The following is a 13,661-nucleotide window of genomic DNA, read 5'->3' on the forward strand; positions in this document are numbered from 1 at the left end:
CCCTTTCGGCCTCGGGTAAGTCAGTGGACCCACAGACCTCCTTCCAGTCTGTCCCGGCTGCGCCGGGGATATGACGATGCGCATCGTGGCGCACCGCGGTAATGCCGCTGAGCGGGCGTTCGAGCACGCGGCATCCGCCAGTCACCAGCGCGATAACCCGTTCACTTCTGCACAGCTGTCGGTGGTCCCACGACTGGCAACGTGGTGGTCCCCTCGACGGGTGGCAACGACACCATCCGGTCGTCGGACGCGACGATTGACAGCGAATGGTCGAGCTGTCAACGTATCGGAGAACATCGGGGTCCGTGATTCGGCTTGATGCTCCGGTGTCGGCGAATCGGAGCGTGCTTTATGGGGTTTCTCGAACCCGACCTGCCCGTGGTCGATATGGCGGAGTGGAGCAAGGGCACCCGCAGTGAGCGAATCCGGCCGATGGCGCGGCACTGGGCCGAGGTGGGATTCGGGACGCCGGTAGCGCTGCATTTGTTCTATGTCGCCAAGATCTGTCTCTATATCCTCGGGGGCTGGCTGTTCGCGTTGTCCACCAAAGGGATCGACGGATTCGCGAACGTCGACGCGTGGTGGTCGGAGCCGATCGTCTTCGAAAAGGTTGTGCTGTACACGCTGTTGTTCGAGGTGGTCGGGCTGGGATGCGGGTTCGGTCCGCTGAACAACAGGTTCTATCCGCCGATGGGGTCGATTCTGTATTGGCTGCGGCCCAAGACTATTCGGCTGCCACCGTGGCCCGCGGTCGTTCCGCTGACCAAGGGGACCGGCCGCTCATCGGTGGATATCGCGTTGTACGCGGCGCTGCTGGTGATGACCACGATCGCGTTGCTATCCAACGGAACCGGTCCAGTGCCGGAGTTGGATACGACGGTCGGGATGCTTGCGGTGTGGCAGATCGCGGTGATCCTCGGTCTGCTGGCGCTGATCGGGTTGCGCGACAAGGTGATATTCCTGGCGGCGCGCGGCGAGGTCTATGCCACGCTCGCCGTCACCTTCCTCTTCGCCGCCGATATGATCGTCGCCGCGAAGCTGGTCTTCGTGGTGATCTGGATGGGTGCGGCGACATCGAAGCTGAACAAGCACTTTCCGTTCGTGGTTTCCACGATGATGTCCAATAGCCCGGTATTCCGGCGCAAGTCGCTCAAGCGCAAGTTCTTCGAGAACTTCCCCGACGATCTGCGGCCGGGTCGGCTGTCGCGCATCTTCGCGCACGGCGGCACCGTCATCGAGATGTGTATTCCATTGGTGCTGTTCTTCTCTCACGAAGGCTGGCTGACGGCGGCGGCCGCATTCGTGATGGTGTGTTTCCACCTGGCGATCCTGACCGCCATTCCGATGGGTGTTCCGCTGGAGTGGAACGTCTTCATGATCTTCGGTGTACTCGCACTGTTCGTCGCGCACGCCGATCTCGGACTCGGCGATCTGCGATATCCGGTGCCCGTGGCACTACTCATTCTCGTCATCGCGGGCATCGTGGTCGCCGGAAACCTTTTCCCGCACCAGATTTCGTTCCTACCAGGCATGCGCTACTATGCGGGCAACTGGGACACCACGATGTGGTGCATCAAGCCATCGGCCGCCGAGAAGATCGGCCGCGGCATCGTCGCGATCGCCAGCACGCCGCAGGCCCAACTGGAACGGTTCTACGGCAAGGACCGCGCCCAGATCCCGATGTTCATGGGATATGCCTTCCGCGCCATGAACACCCACGGCCGCGCCCTGTTCACGCTCGTGCACCGAGCGATGCCATCCGGCCATGAGGACGAGTACACCCTCACCGACGGCGAACGCATCTGCAGCACCGCCCTCGGCTGGAATTTCGGCGACGGCCACCTGCACAACGAACAACTCATCACCGCCATGCAGGAGCGCTGCCACTTCGAACCCGGCGAAGTCCGCGTAGTCCTCCTCGACGCCCAACCCATCCACAAACAGACCCAGTCGTATCGCCTGGTCGATGCCGCCACCGGCGAATTCGAGCGCGGCACAGTAAATGTCGCCGATATGGTCACCCGCCAACCGTGGGCCGACGACGTTCCCGTGCACGTCACCCACACCAACCGGGGCTGATCGAAGAATTCCCGCAGCGTCGCGGCGGCTGAGGTACAGCCGAAACCGACCTCGGCTCGAACAGCAAGTGGCCGTGACGCCGAGGCGGGCTGATCGGGTGGTTCGTGGGTCCGCCGAGCTTCCCATTCACCAGCCGGGATGCCGAGTCCACAACGACTTTCAGGCGCTGATATAGCTCGAAAGGAACGGGAGGGCGACGGGTGCGCTGCTTCCAGCAGATCCGAGGTCCAGGCGGTTGAGGAGGTTCTGGATCACGACATAGAGATTCATAGTCAGGGCCTTTTCTCGTGATTGGCGACCAAGGGTCGAGGATGACGAAACATGTTGCGCCGCAATTGTTGCTAGCGCTCTCGTGTGATGGCGGTGCTCTGATCTATGGAAATCCTTGCGAATTGGTTGTGATGGCGATCACGGTGTGGTGTCATCGAAGATACACAGATACATCCATTGTGTCTTTATATCAGCTCGACGAAGAGGACCTAGCATGGATGCACACCGTCTCAGCCGGCGCGACGCATTGCGGACAGGTGGCGGGTTGTTGGGCGTGGTCGGCGCGATGGCGCTGACCGCCCGTACCGCGAGGGCGGAGCCATGGAAGTGGTCGCCCGCCGATTCGGTGGTCGGCAGCGGCGGGGGCGCCGATCCGATGAAAGTGTGGGACCCCGAAGCGGATTCGGTGCTGGCGGATGTCATCGACCACGCCGATGTGCCCGAGATCAACAGGCTGCTGGCGACCTGGATCTACAACGACCAGCCCCTGCCCGTTGGCCTGCCGAAAGGACTGGCCGACTTCATCGAATACGCTCGGCAGCTGCCCTCGTGGACCGACCAGGGCAAGCTGGCCAGTTCCTTCCAGTTCTACAAGAAGCGTGGAACGTACCTCGGCGTGCTCTACGCCTTCGCCAGCGGCATGATGTCCACGGTCATCCCGCACGAGGCGCTCGCGGTGTACTACTCACGCGGCGGATCGCATTTGAAGGAACGCATCGCCAAGACCGCGAAATTCGGATACGACATCGGCGCGGTCAACGCCTACGGAGACGGCGGCGAGATGGTCGTGACCTGCGTGAAGACCAGGATCATCCACGCGTCCGTGCGGCATCTCCTGCCGCAGTCACCGCACTGGCCCGCCGGTGTCACCCCGATCAGCCAAGACGACCTGATGGTCACCTGGCACAGCCTGGCCACCACCATCATGCGGACCCTCACCGCATGGAAACTGCCCATCCCGGCCGCTGAATCCGAAGGATACCTGCACAGTTGGCAGCTGGCCGCGCACCTGCTCGGCATCGCTGACGAATACATCCCGTCGACCTGGGAGCAGGCCAACGCGCAGGCCCAACAGCAGCTCGACCCCATCCTCGCGCCCACCGCCGAGGGCAACGACCTGGCCAACCAGCTGCTCAACCTCGGCGCCGATCTCGACCTGACCCTGCTCAGCCGGGGCATCCTCGGCGCGTTCACCCGATTCATTCTGGGCGACAAGGTCGCCGACTGGCTCGTCATCCCCAGGGAACCGGTCTGGAGCCCGCTGCTGGAAGTCGCTTGGAGACCGTTCGTCGCGGTCCGGGAAGGCGTGCTGTCGGTGGCCCCCGGGGCCGATGCTCCGTACTGGATGTTCGACGAGTTCCTACGTCAGTTCACCATGTGGTACATGGCCGAACTGCGGATGCCGCTGAGCATCGAAATACCCCTGACCAACCGCTGACAACCGGCCACGCCGGCCGCAGTGGTCTCCCGCGAAGGAGCGACCGATGAAGAACAGCTCGAACCTCGTACGGGTTCTTGACATCTCGGCCGGACTCGCCGTCGGGACCGCCGCGGTTGGCGGGACCGCCCCAGCCGTCGGAACCGCCGCGTCGTCGGGATCGCCCCAGTCGTCGGAACCGCCGCGTCGGCCGGAGCGCCCCAGTCGGCGGGAGTGCCGCAGTCGGCGGGACCACCGCAGTCGGCGGGAGCGCCGCACACCTGGCGGCCGACGCCCACACCACTGGGTTTATCCCATTCCGCGCGAGGCCGGTGTCGATCCCGCGCTGGCCATCGAGACCATCGAACTCTGTCCCCGCCAATGCCTTGCGCTGGTCCGAGCGGCCAGCGCGGTCACCGAAACCGACACTCCCCATGGCGAACCGCCGATGCAAAGAAACAGTTAACATACCCGCATACCATCGACGATGGGGAAAATGCCACGCAATCAGGCAGGAGCGCGATGGCGGCGCAGTCGGACGACTGACGCGCAATGAGATGCCGCAGGAGGATGCCGTGGAATCCGCGCTGCCCGCGAACCCATCCGAGACCGGGAAATCACTGATCGAACGGGCGTACCTGGAGGCCGTCGAACAGACCGATGACACCGATCGCATCCGCGCGCGCATCCTCGACGCGGCCGGCGAGCAGTTCCGGCGTTGGGGTACCCAGCGGTCGACCATGGAGGACGTCGCCCGGCAGGCGGGCGTGTCACGCATTACCGTCTACCGCCGGTTCGCCACCAAGGACGTGCTGGTCGAACATGTCATCCTGCGCGAATTCCGGCGCTACTTCGACACGTTCCTGGTCGACGTCGCCGCCGCCGACAACCCCGCCGATCGCGTCGTGCTCGGTTTCGTGAGTTCCCTGCGCGCCCTGCGCGGCAACCCGCTGATCGGCGCGCTGATCACCACCGAACCCGACCATTTCGTCAGCTCACTGATCGGCGACGGCGGACGAGCGGTGGCCATGGTCCGAGAGTTCGTCGCCAACCAACTCCGCCAGGAGCAGCGTGCCGGCACCATCTCCGCGAACCTGCGCACCGACCTGGTCGCCGAGCTGATGGTCCGCATCTGCGCCTCGTTCCTAGCGATCCCGAGCCAGGTTGTCGACCTCGACGACGACGAGCAACTCGCCATGATCGCGCGCCAATTCCTCGTCCCCATGCTCGAAGCGCCGACTGGTCCCCCGAAACACCGCGACAACCGATCTACCCGTGACACCGCCGTCTCCAGGGGTTGACTCGGCGCCGATGCGCGATCATCACGACCCCACCAACCTGATCATGTTGACCCACAACAAAATTCGACACCCCGGCCACACGAAAGCCCCTCGGCGCCAAGGGCAGCTGAGGGGCTCTCTGAGTTGGGGCGCTGCGGCTCGAGCACGCCCCATAGAGCAGTCTACGGCGCTACGGCCGATCGAACTCGCCATCGTTCACACCAGCGGTGAACGCATCCCACTCGGCCGGAGTGAATACGAGCGCCGCGCCGGTCGGATTCTTGGAGTCACGGACGCCGATCATGCCCCCGGCCAGGTGTGCGACTTCCACGCAATCCTTGGACCCGGTGCTTCGGCTGCTCTTGAACCACGCAGCGCCGGACAGGTCAACATTCACTGGGAATACTCCTCTGCAATCTGGAGGATGAGTCTGCGGCTCAGTAGAGCAGTCTACGGCGCTACGGCCGCTCGAACTCGCCATCGTTCACACCAGCGGTGAACGCATCCCACTCGGTGGGAGTGAATACGAGCGCCGCGCCGGTCGGATTCTTGGAGTCGCGGACGCCGATCATGCCACTACCGAGGAACGCAACTTCTACGCATTCTTGGTTAGCCGAACTCCGGCTGCTCTTGAACCATTGCGCCCCCGACAGATCGACACTCACCGGGTCAACTCCTCTGCAATCTCGAGGATGAGCCTACGGCTTTCGCCCTCATCCAGTGCTACGCCTTGGATCCCAGCATAGGCGTCTCGGTATTGGTCGACCTCGTCCGCTTTCTCTAGGTACAGACAGCCTGTTATTCCTTGGATGTAGACCACCGGCGGCTCTGTGAGCTGCGCGGTCGGGTGGCGCGGGAACTCGAGAAGGATGAAAGATCCTGTGCTGGTGCCTTTGTGCAATCCAGCTGCCAGCGGCACGACTCGGACCGAGATGTTGGGGAGTCGGCCAATCTCTATCAGGTGTGTCAGCTGAGCAGCCATGATTTCCGGTGAGCCTGCGACACGACGCAATACCGACTCATCCAGCAGGACGTTTACTTCGAGTGGGTTGGTTCGACTCCGCAAGCGCTCGACCCTGCGAGTGTGGATTTCGATGCGGCGCTCGACCTCGTTGGTGGGCATCGCTGGATACTCGGTCCAGATCACCGCTCGGCGGTATTCCGCCGTTTGCAGTAGCCCCGGAAGTAGCGTCGCCTGATAGGCGCTGAATCGTTTGGCGGCATCTTCGAGGCCGACGTAGAGATCGAAGTGCTTCGGGATCGTGTCCCCGTAGGCGTGCCACCAGCCCTTACCTTGCGATTCCTCGGTCAGCCCCAGAAGCACGTCAGTCGTCTTGTCATCAAGCCCATACATCTGGGCGAGATGCGTGATGAACAACGGATTTATCCGAGTCGGTTGCCCGGTCTCCATCCGCCAGAATGTCTGCTTCGATACCCCGATCGCCCGACGGGCAGCGTCGGGACCGATTCCAGCCGCTTCTCGCTTGTCCTTCAGCAGGCGGGCAAGTATCCGACGCGGAAGGGTCGAACCAGTAGTCATAGTGTTCGGCTCCAAAGGGTTGCTAACAACTCTCGTTCGTCTGGGAACCAGTCTGAACGGCGCGTTGGAATCTCGGAGATTCATTGACGAAAATTCTCCTAGGAACGTTCCAAGTGTGCGGTCGTGGTGCTGCACTGGATGTGCGCCCGCAGCGATAACTCCTCCCTTCCAGGAGTTTTCAGGGCTGGGCGCACCCTAGCCGACGTACCGAGGGGGCACGATGCCGAACCCAGAACTGCCGCACCGGACACCGCCCGTCGCCCCGCCTGCAGAACTCGCAATCGATCTCCCTGTTGATGTTGTCGAGCGGTACCTGAATGCCCTATGCGAGTGGCAACCCGACCAAGCCCGCACTGAACAACCCGATCAAGGGGCCTGAACCGATGGACCACATAGCTTTTGGCGATACCCCGTTGTCTCGTTGTCACTTCTACCGGCGGGTGTGCGATCTACCCGCGACCGTCGACCCGCCGCACCTCGGGCGGATCGTCATGAAGGCCGAGCACGTGTGGGCACTCATCCTGCCTACCCAGCTCGGCCATGAGGTGAGAACCTTTATGCAACAACACGGTTCGGATATCGGCCCGATTCTGTCGCATCCACGCTCGAACCGGTGGACACTGCTCGTTCGACCGGACATCCCAGACGACGTGCGCCTGTTCGCCGAGATGTTCCGCATGAACGTGTCGGTGGTGCGAACCGGTGGCACCGTCGCGCTGCCGTCACCGACCGACAAGGGCGCGCAGTTCCGGCGCTGGATCGAACCACCCCGGTGCACATTCCGGCCGTCCGGGCTTCTCGTGGTCGACGCGATCCGCGCATGCTCAGCGCCGTATCGACCCGCGCGGCGCGGAGCCGACCACACGCGCAACGTCAACGAAGTGATCTTCGATGAATGAGGTCGCGCCGCAACCGAACACAGAGATCGCGCCATCGGTGGCGGCGCTGCTCGAGCTCTTTCACGAGCAGACGTCCGAGAAATTGGCGATCGCTCCGGTCGACAGTGTCGCGCTGTGTCACTTGACCACCGGAATAGTCGAGGTAAACGTTGACGGCTCCGACTTGTGGACAGCCCGGTTGAAACCGCACGAAAACGGACCGGGGATTCATTGCCGAGGCGCCTCCTTGGAGAGTTACTTGATATAGCGGGCTCGCGACAAGATCCGTTGCAGCACAACTATTTCTCATCCTGCCGCCGTTAGGAAGGCGTACGATGGCACCCCAAATCATCTCACTCACCCCCTCTTCCGGCCCCGAAGCGGGGTTTCAACTCCGTGGTGATCGCCGGCTCCGGATTGGCCAACGTCGGTCCATTGACCGTGGTTTTCGGCACGACCGCAACGACCTTCACCATCGACTCCGATACCCAGATCACGGCCATCGTCCCGCCGGGGACCGGCACCGTGAACGTCACCGTCGCCGCACTGCTGGACGGCACGAGCAACCCGATGCCCTACACCTACGATGCTCCTGCCCAGGGCCTCATCTATGTCAGCGATGGCATAGACACGGTCTATTCGATTCCGGCCGCTGGCGGCACGGCAACGCCCGTCGTGACCGGCCTGAGTCAACCCATGGGTATCGCCCGCGTCGAAAACACCCTCTACATCGCGGAATTCGCGGCCAACCGGGTGGTGTCGGTGCCGACGACCGGTGGCGCGGTCACCCCGCTGGTGCCGCCGAACGGCGGCCAGGAAAGCCGCGTGGCTGCGAGCGGTCTGTCGGGCCCGACCGATGTCAAGGTTTCCGGCAGAAGGCTCTACATCGCCGACAGCGGTAACCTGAGCGTGGTGTCCGCGCCGATCAGTGGCGGGAACCCCACCTTGGTCGCCGGTGGTCTCAGAGGCGCATTCGGCGTCGCCGTTTGAGCTCAGCAGGACAGCTGAATTATCCGCCCGTTGTCCCCGCCCAAAGCTTGGGTCGGCCGGGGACAATCGCCTGTACGGCGACGTAACCCCCGCACCTTTCCCATCCACAGCACACAATCGGCCACGAAATCCGAGGTCCATGTCTTGTCTCGAAGTGGCGGGGCATCCATCGACCGGAGTCGAATGGCGGTACGGCCCAAGACTATCCGGAACCGCCATTCGACTCGGCTCGACGCCCGGATGTGCATTCCGAACGACCGGAGCTCGCGCTCAAATCAGCCGATCCAGTCGGTCAGCAGCTGATCGCTTCTGCCGGTACGGATTTCGGATTCGAGCCAGGTGTTGACCACGGTGTTGAACAGGGTGTCGCCCTTGGGCAGGAGGTAGGCCTTGGGAGCGGAGTCGAAAGGGGTGTCGGGGTGGAGGACCTGGAGGGTCGGGTGGGTGCGTTGGCGGTAGCGGCCCTCGACCGAGTCGGTGACGAAGACGTCGGCGTTGCGCTGTTCGAGCTGGTCGTAGATGGTGAGGTTATCGGGCCAGATGGTCAGTTGGGCCGCGGGGAAGTTGGTGCGGGCGAAGGCCTCATTGGTGCCGCCCCGGTTGACGATTACGCGGACCTCGGGACGGTTGATCTGGTCGACGGTGGCGTAGTCGGCGGCGTCGGAGCGGCGGACGACGGGAGTCTTGCCGTCGATGGAGGTTGGGATGGAGAAGTCGGCGACGATGCGGCGGGCCGGGGTGTCGGAGATGCCGCCGACGGCGATATCGCAGCGGGCGAGGAAGTCGTCGGTCAGGGTGGACCAGGTGGTCGGAATCCATTGCGGGACAACACGCAAGGTCGCGGCAAGGTCGGTCGCGAGGGTGATGTCGACGCCGCGGTAGGTGCCATCGTCTTCGCGCAGGGTATAGGGCGGGTAGTCGCCGGTGGTGCAGACGCGCAGAACACCGGACTGCTGCACGGTGATCAGATGCGACGCCTCCTGCGCGGTCGCGACGGGCCCGGTGGCGAGCAGCCAGCTCAGGGTCGAGAGGACGGCTATCGGCAGGTATCGGAGCGGTCGGCGCATCGAGACAGGCTAACCGACCTGATAGTCGACTGAGAACCCGGCGAATGGGACACTTCCCAGCCAGTGCCGACCGTTGATACTGATGTTGGCCACCCACGAAGGAGTTCGACATGAGCCTTATCGGAACCTTGCTCGGGTTAGCCCTGACGGTATTCATCCTGCTGCTCCTCGCCCGGCTGGTACTCGATTGGGTCGGGGTGCTCGCCGATGGCAGGCACCCCGAGTGGGTGAATCGCGCCCGCGACCTGAGCCACAGCGCGACCGAACCGGTGATCGCCCCGGTGCGCCGGTACCTGCAGCCGGTCCGACTGGGCGGACTGTCGATCGACCTGGCGTTCACGGTGGTGTTCATCGTCGCCCTGGTCCTGCGTCAGATCTTCTTCAGCCTGTAAGCGATGGAACCCATCGCCTGCGGCCCACACCGCGACCAGGTGGCCGACCTGTACCTGCCCACCGCGGACGGTCCGGCACCGCTCGTGGTGGTGCTGCACGGCGGATTCTGGCGCGCGGAGTTCGACCGCACGCATGCCCGGCCGGAAGCGCAGGCGCTGGCCGCACTGGGCTATACGGTCGCGAATCTAGAATATCGTCGGGTCGGTGACGGCGGCGGATGGCCGACGACCTTCGACGATGTCGCACGGGCACTCGATGTGCTGCCCAGGTTGATCGAAGACGCACGGCCGGGCCGCATCGACCAGGACCGCATCCTCTACATCGGACATTCCGCGGGCGGACATCTGGCGTTGTGGGCTTCCCTGCGACGTCGGCTGCCGAGCGAAAGCGCCTGGCACACTGCGAGTCCCCCGCGAGTGGTGGGTGTCGTGGCCTTGGCGCCGGTGGCGAATCTGGTCGATGCCTACCACCGCGGCAATGGCCAGGGCGCGGTCGCCGAATTACTCGGCGGCGGGCCGCGGGAGTTTCCCGTGCGCTACGCCGCGACCGACCCATCGGCGCTCGGTGCCGTCGACATCCCGACCGTCGTCGTACACGGCGATCGGGACCAACGCCTGCCGATCGAAATGGCGCGCGGGTACTGCCCGAAATCCGGCGCAGAACTCGTCGAACTGCCCGGCATCGGACATTTCGAACTCATCGATCCCGATTCCACCGCATGGCCTTTCGTCGTACAGGCACTGCATCGCTGCCACGAGAGCTCCTCCGGCGCGTGATCGAAATCGATGCGGTTGCGGGTCGAAGCCGGGTCACCTAGCACGCGCAGCCGCACGAATTGTGCCATCGAGTCGGGTCGCCGTCGATCACCTGGACGGCCATCGCACCGACGCACATGGCGTAGAACGGCGGCGAATCCATTGCCCGATCGCGCATGTTCCGCGTCGTGCGAGTGACCCGAACCCCACCGGGAACGGCGGTGTCTCCCAACATCATCGGTCACCGGATGCGCTGTATGATCGGGCCTCATGGGTTGGGAAGTCGGGCCCGGTTCAGCAGACGGCTCGGGCAGCGACCTGACCGGACGCTGGACTGCCGCGCTGACAGGTGGGGCGCGTGATCAAGTGGTACCGATGAGTGCTGGTGAGGCGCGCGGGCTGCTGACGCGGCTGGCCATGGAATTCGAAAACGCAATGCAGCCAACAGAATCCGCCGATCGAGTGGTGGAGTTGGGTGCGGAGTTGGCGCGGTCGCATTGCGTCGGCGACGAGGTGCTCGGGGGCAGCATCGCGGCGCTCACCGCGCATTTCACCGAAACGGGCACCATAACGGCGGAGCGGCTCGCCGATTTGCTCGCCGCCTTCACGAATGGGTATATCCGCGCATTCCGGGCATGGCTGCTCGCCGAACAGGAAAGCGTCCGCGCCGCCGAAATCGCCGCCCGACGCGCGGTCGCCGAACAGTTGCGTGCGAGTGAGGCGCGGCTGCGATATCGCGCCCACCACGATCACCTCACCGGCCTGCCGAATCGGACCAAATTCATCGACGCACTCGCCGCCGCCTTCGCCGATCCGAGTGCCGACTTCGGCCTCTGCTATCTCGACCTCGACCATTTCAAACTCGTCAACGATACCTTCGGACACGCATTCGGCGATCAACTGCTCATCCAGGTCGCAGCCCGCCTCCGTGCGTGCACCCGATCCGGTCAATTGGTGGCGCGTATGGGCGGCGACGAATTCGTCGTATCCACGGCCTGACCGACCGCGGCTGGAATCCACCCGAACGCGGCGATGACGGTCGCATCGATACCTTCGACAAACGGCTTCCGGACGACCGGGTTTTCAGCATCGGGATCGATCCGGGCATGGAGCCGTTCGAATCGGTCGCTCCCGTGCACGAGCTCAGATATGCCGCGCTTGCGGGCAACAATGGCTCCACCTTCGCCGACCTCAGCCCTGTCACCATTTCGGAGATCCTGCGTGATCTCGCGTGGCTCCGCGGCCCGCATTGACAGCAGTTCCGAGACAGACATAACGGGCAAATCGGCATGTCGGATGTGGGTTCGTGCCAGGCGGAAAATTCCGCGCCAGCGCATGAACCCTCTTCGACGGCCGGTAGGCTCGCGAACATGGGCACACAGGGTGAACCAGAGGCCATCGGTACGCGGGTCGAGGTCGTGCGCGTTTTCACGGACCCGACCGGACGGGGCGGCAACGAACTCGGCATCGCTCGCGCCGCCGATGTCGCCGAGGTCGACCACCAGGCGCTGGCGGCGAAGGCGGGATACAGCGAGACCGTTTTTGTCGAGGACCCCGTGGACGAGATCGCCAAGGTGCGGATCTACACCCCCGCGGTGGAGCTACCCTTCGCCGGGCATCCGTCGGTGGGTACCGCGTGGTGGTTCGCCGAGCGGGGCCAGCCGGTGCGGATTCTGCAGGTGGCGGCGGGTCCGGTCGCGGTCGAACTCACCGACGGCCTCGTCTGGATCAAGGCACGCGGCGAATGGGCCCCGGAATTCGCCTTCCACCAGCTCGATGATCTCGACGCGCTGGCGAATCTGCGCCCCGACGATTTCACCACCGGCTCGCATTACCTCTGGACCTGGACCGACGAGCACCGCGGCGCCCTGCGCTCCCGCATGTTCGCCCCGGCCATGGGCGTCCCCGAGGACGAAGCCACCGGAGCCGCCGCCGTCGCCCTCACCGCCCTGCTGCGCCGCAGCCTGATCATCACCCAGGGCAAGGGCTCACAGATCTTCACCGAATGGGACTCCGACGGTTGGGTCCGACTCGGCGGCCGCGTCGTCGCCGACTCGGTCGTCCACCTCTAGACCGCGAGTATCCGACGATAGATTCGGGCTGCCGACCAGGACATCGACTGGGACACCGCGCGAGCTCTTCGGACTGCGGGTGGGGCGATCTATCCCGGCCTGATCGGACAAAGACGCCGGGGTTTATCCGGAGACCGCGGCGACGAGCATGTAGGCCGTTCCCAGGTCCATGACGATGTGGGGTACAAGTGCCGTTGTCAGTGCACGGCCGATGAAAGAAGCCGACTGCTGCGAGTCGGTTCGGATGCCGATCGGGTGGCCGAGCCAGCGCTGGCAACGACCGGTAGTCGCCGCGACGATCAGGGCGAGCGCATCGGCGGTGAACAGCGCGGCCAGTGTCAGCGCTGGTCCAGGGGATGGCCCGTTGACGTGCATACCCCCATCGTGTCCCGCGATCGAGTACAGCATGGCGGCCGCGACGGCGATGTGATATCCGATGGCGATGATTCGATCATCGGGCAGCGCGCGAGTCATATTGCGCCACTGCACAATTCGATCTACCAACAAGGCCGCGAATACGATGATGAGCGCGATCAGCACACCGCGCAGCACGACCGGATCCGCTGTCATCGGAAAGACCAGCATCGCAAGCATGACCATGCACATGATCAGATGGGCTGCATCGGACTCGTGACATGCCGCCGCGCCGGGCAAATCTGCTTCGAGGCGAACAGGTTCGGCCCTACCGACGCCATCCCGTGCCGTCAGCCGCCCGAGCACCACCGTGGCCGCGAAAAGAAACGCCACCACCACCGACCACCGCAAGGCGCCATACTCCTGCGCGAACTCCACCACACCCACCTCCCGACCCAATTTCTCCCCTCCATGCTCGCACCCTGACGTCCCATCCGCCGCCCTTTCCCCACCAACACCCCACAGCCGCACCCTTTCTCAGGCGCACACTCCCACAACGGGACGAG

The 13,661-nt window shown here is 64.1% G+C and carries 15 protein-coding genes; 9 read left to right on the forward strand and 6 right to left on the reverse strand.

Going from position 1 to position 13,661, the window contains the following annotated elements; genetic code table 11:
• Positions 1 to 351 precede the first annotated feature (351 nt).
• The 3 genes from ACIBI6_RS32780 (at position 352) to ACIBI6_RS32790 (ending at position 5,067) form a co-directional block, all read left to right on the forward strand.
• Positions 352 to 2,079, forward strand: coding sequence for a DUF3556 domain-containing protein (locus tag ACIBI6_RS32780; protein ID WP_396958828.1), 1,728 nt, complete (start codon positions 352 to 354; stop codon positions 2,077 to 2,079).
• Positions 2,080 to 2,563: 484 nt separating this feature from the next.
• Positions 2,564 to 3,787 (forward strand): oxygenase MpaB family protein, encoded by a 1,224-nt coding sequence (locus ACIBI6_RS32785; protein WP_396958829.1) that lies wholly within the window; start codon positions 2,564 to 2,566, stop codon positions 3,785 to 3,787.
• Positions 3,788 to 4,323: 536 nt separating this feature from the next.
• On the forward strand, positions 4,324 to 5,067 hold the full coding sequence (locus tag ACIBI6_RS32790; protein WP_396958830.1) for a TetR/AcrR family transcriptional regulator: 744 nt from the start codon (positions 4,324 to 4,326) through the stop codon (positions 5,065 to 5,067).
• 169 nt (positions 5,068 to 5,236) lie between these two features.
• On the opposite strand, the gene ACIBI6_RS32795 is transcribed toward ACIBI6_RS32790, so the two are convergent.
• The 3 genes from ACIBI6_RS32795 to ACIBI6_RS32805 form a co-directional block, all read right to left on the reverse strand.
• Positions 5,237 to 5,443 carry a DUF397 domain-containing protein gene (locus ACIBI6_RS32795; RefSeq protein ID WP_396958831.1) on the reverse strand — a complete coding sequence of 69 codons (207 nt, stop codon included), beginning with the start codon at positions 5,441 to 5,443 and terminating at the stop codon, positions 5,237 to 5,239.
• A gap of 61 nt (positions 5,444 to 5,504) precedes the next feature.
• Positions 5,505 to 5,711: a DUF397 domain-containing protein gene (locus ACIBI6_RS32800; RefSeq protein WP_396958832.1), complete on the reverse strand. Its 207-nt coding sequence runs from the start codon at positions 5,709 to 5,711 to the stop codon at positions 5,505 to 5,507.
• Complete coding sequence (locus ACIBI6_RS32805; RefSeq protein ID WP_396958833.1) at positions 5,708 to 6,586, reverse strand: helix-turn-helix domain-containing protein; 879 nt, start codon at positions 6,584 to 6,586, stop codon at positions 5,708 to 5,710. Before ACIBI6_RS32805 ends, ACIBI6_RS32800 begins: the two co-directional genes overlap by 4 nt.
• A gap of 317 nt (positions 6,587 to 6,903) precedes the next feature.
• On the opposite strand from ACIBI6_RS32805, the gene ACIBI6_RS32810 reads away from it, so the two are divergent.
• Both ACIBI6_RS32810 and ACIBI6_RS32815 read left to right on the forward strand, forming a co-directional pair.
• Positions 6,904 to 7,485, forward strand: a complete 582-nt coding sequence (locus tag ACIBI6_RS32810) for a DNA-directed RNA polymerase subunit beta (protein WP_396958834.1) — start codon at positions 6,904 to 6,906, stop codon at positions 7,483 to 7,485.
• Between the two features lie 375 nt (positions 7,486 to 7,860).
• Entirely contained in the window at positions 7,861 to 8,454 is a 594-nt protein-coding gene (locus ACIBI6_RS32815) for an IPT/TIG domain-containing protein (RefSeq protein ID WP_396958835.1), read from the forward strand.
• Between the two features lie 275 nt (positions 8,455 to 8,729).
• Here the strand turns inward: ACIBI6_RS32815 and ACIBI6_RS32820 are convergent, their stop codons facing one another.
• On the reverse strand, positions 8,730 to 9,521 hold the full coding sequence (locus ACIBI6_RS32820; protein ID WP_396958836.1) for a transporter substrate-binding domain-containing protein: 792 nt from the start codon (positions 9,519 to 9,521) through the stop codon (positions 8,730 to 8,732).
• A gap of 110 nt (positions 9,522 to 9,631) precedes the next feature.
• On the opposite strand from ACIBI6_RS32820, the gene ACIBI6_RS32825 reads away from it, so the two are divergent.
• From ACIBI6_RS32825 to ACIBI6_RS32835, 3 genes are all read left to right on the forward strand, one after another.
• A complete protein-coding gene (locus ACIBI6_RS32825; RefSeq protein WP_396958837.1) occupies positions 9,632 to 9,913 on the forward strand; it encodes a YggT family protein in 282 nt (93 codons plus the stop codon).
• 3 nt (positions 9,914 to 9,916) lie between these two features.
• A complete protein-coding gene (locus tag ACIBI6_RS32830; RefSeq protein WP_396958838.1) occupies positions 9,917 to 10,690 on the forward strand; it encodes an alpha/beta hydrolase family protein in 774 nt (257 codons plus the stop codon).
• A gap of 249 nt (positions 10,691 to 10,939) precedes the next feature.
• Positions 10,940 to 11,668, forward strand: coding sequence for a diguanylate cyclase domain-containing protein (locus ACIBI6_RS32835; RefSeq protein WP_396958839.1), 729 nt, complete (start codon positions 10,940 to 10,942; stop codon positions 11,666 to 11,668).
• Here the strand turns inward: ACIBI6_RS32835 and ACIBI6_RS32840 are convergent.
• Entirely contained in the window at positions 11,617 to 12,006 is a 390-nt protein-coding gene (locus tag ACIBI6_RS32840) for a hypothetical protein (protein ID WP_396958840.1), read from the reverse strand. The two genes, ACIBI6_RS32835 and ACIBI6_RS32840, sit on opposite strands and share 52 nt — an antisense overlap.
• 33 nt (positions 12,007 to 12,039) lie before the next feature.
• Between ACIBI6_RS32840 and ACIBI6_RS32845 the strand changes: the two genes are divergently transcribed.
• The gene (locus ACIBI6_RS32845; RefSeq protein ID WP_396958841.1) at positions 12,040 to 12,741 is read left to right on the forward strand and encodes a PhzF family phenazine biosynthesis protein; all 702 of its coding nucleotides are present in this window, start codon (positions 12,040 to 12,042) and stop codon (positions 12,739 to 12,741) included.
• 123 nt (positions 12,742 to 12,864) lie between these two features.
• Here the strand turns inward: ACIBI6_RS32845 and ACIBI6_RS32850 are convergent, their stop codons facing one another.
• A complete protein-coding gene (locus ACIBI6_RS32850) occupies positions 12,865 to 13,554 on the reverse strand; it encodes a DUF5134 domain-containing protein (protein WP_396958842.1) in 690 nt (229 codons plus the stop codon).
• Between the last annotated feature and the right edge of the window lie 107 nt (positions 13,555 to 13,661).

Origin of the sequence: Nocardia sp. NPDC050412 (genome assembly GCF_044458825.1) — a bacterium.
Taxonomy (GTDB): domain Bacteria; phylum Actinomycetota; class Actinomycetes; order Mycobacteriales; family Mycobacteriaceae; genus Nocardia.

Bases quoted from the DNA above. Each gene is read 5' to 3' on its own strand.
- ACIBI6_RS32780 (WP_396958828.1), top strand. From the start codon at position 352: ATGGGGTTTCTCGAACCCGACCTGCCCGTGGTCGATATGGCGGAGTGG.
- ACIBI6_RS32785 (WP_396958829.1), top strand. From the start codon at position 2,564: ATGGATGCACACCGTCTCAGCCGGCGCGACGCATTGCGGACAGGTGGC.
- ACIBI6_RS32790 (WP_396958830.1), top strand. From the start codon at position 4,324: ATGCCGCAGGAGGATGCCGTGGAATCCGCGCTGCCCGCGAACCCATCC.
- ACIBI6_RS32805 (WP_396958833.1), bottom strand. From the start codon at position 6,586: ATGACTACTGGTTCGACCCTTCCGCGTCGGATACTTGCCCGCCTGCTG.
- ACIBI6_RS32810 (WP_396958834.1), top strand. From the start codon at position 6,904: ATGCCCTATGCGAGTGGCAACCCGACCAAGCCCGCACTGAACAACCCG.
- ACIBI6_RS32820 (WP_396958836.1), bottom strand. From the start codon at position 9,521: ATGCGCCGACCGCTCCGATACCTGCCGATAGCCGTCCTCTCGACCCTG.
- ACIBI6_RS32825 (WP_396958837.1), top strand. From the start codon at position 9,632: ATGAGCCTTATCGGAACCTTGCTCGGGTTAGCCCTGACGGTATTCATC.
- ACIBI6_RS32830 (WP_396958838.1), top strand. From the start codon at position 9,917: ATGGAACCCATCGCCTGCGGCCCACACCGCGACCAGGTGGCCGACCTG.
- ACIBI6_RS32835 (WP_396958839.1), top strand. From the start codon at position 10,940: ATGGGTTGGGAAGTCGGGCCCGGTTCAGCAGACGGCTCGGGCAGCGAC.
- ACIBI6_RS32840 (WP_396958840.1), bottom strand. From the start codon at position 12,006: ATGCGCTGGCGCGGAATTTTCCGCCTGGCACGAACCCACATCCGACAT.
- ACIBI6_RS32845 (WP_396958841.1), top strand. From the start codon at position 12,040: ATGGGCACACAGGGTGAACCAGAGGCCATCGGTACGCGGGTCGAGGTC.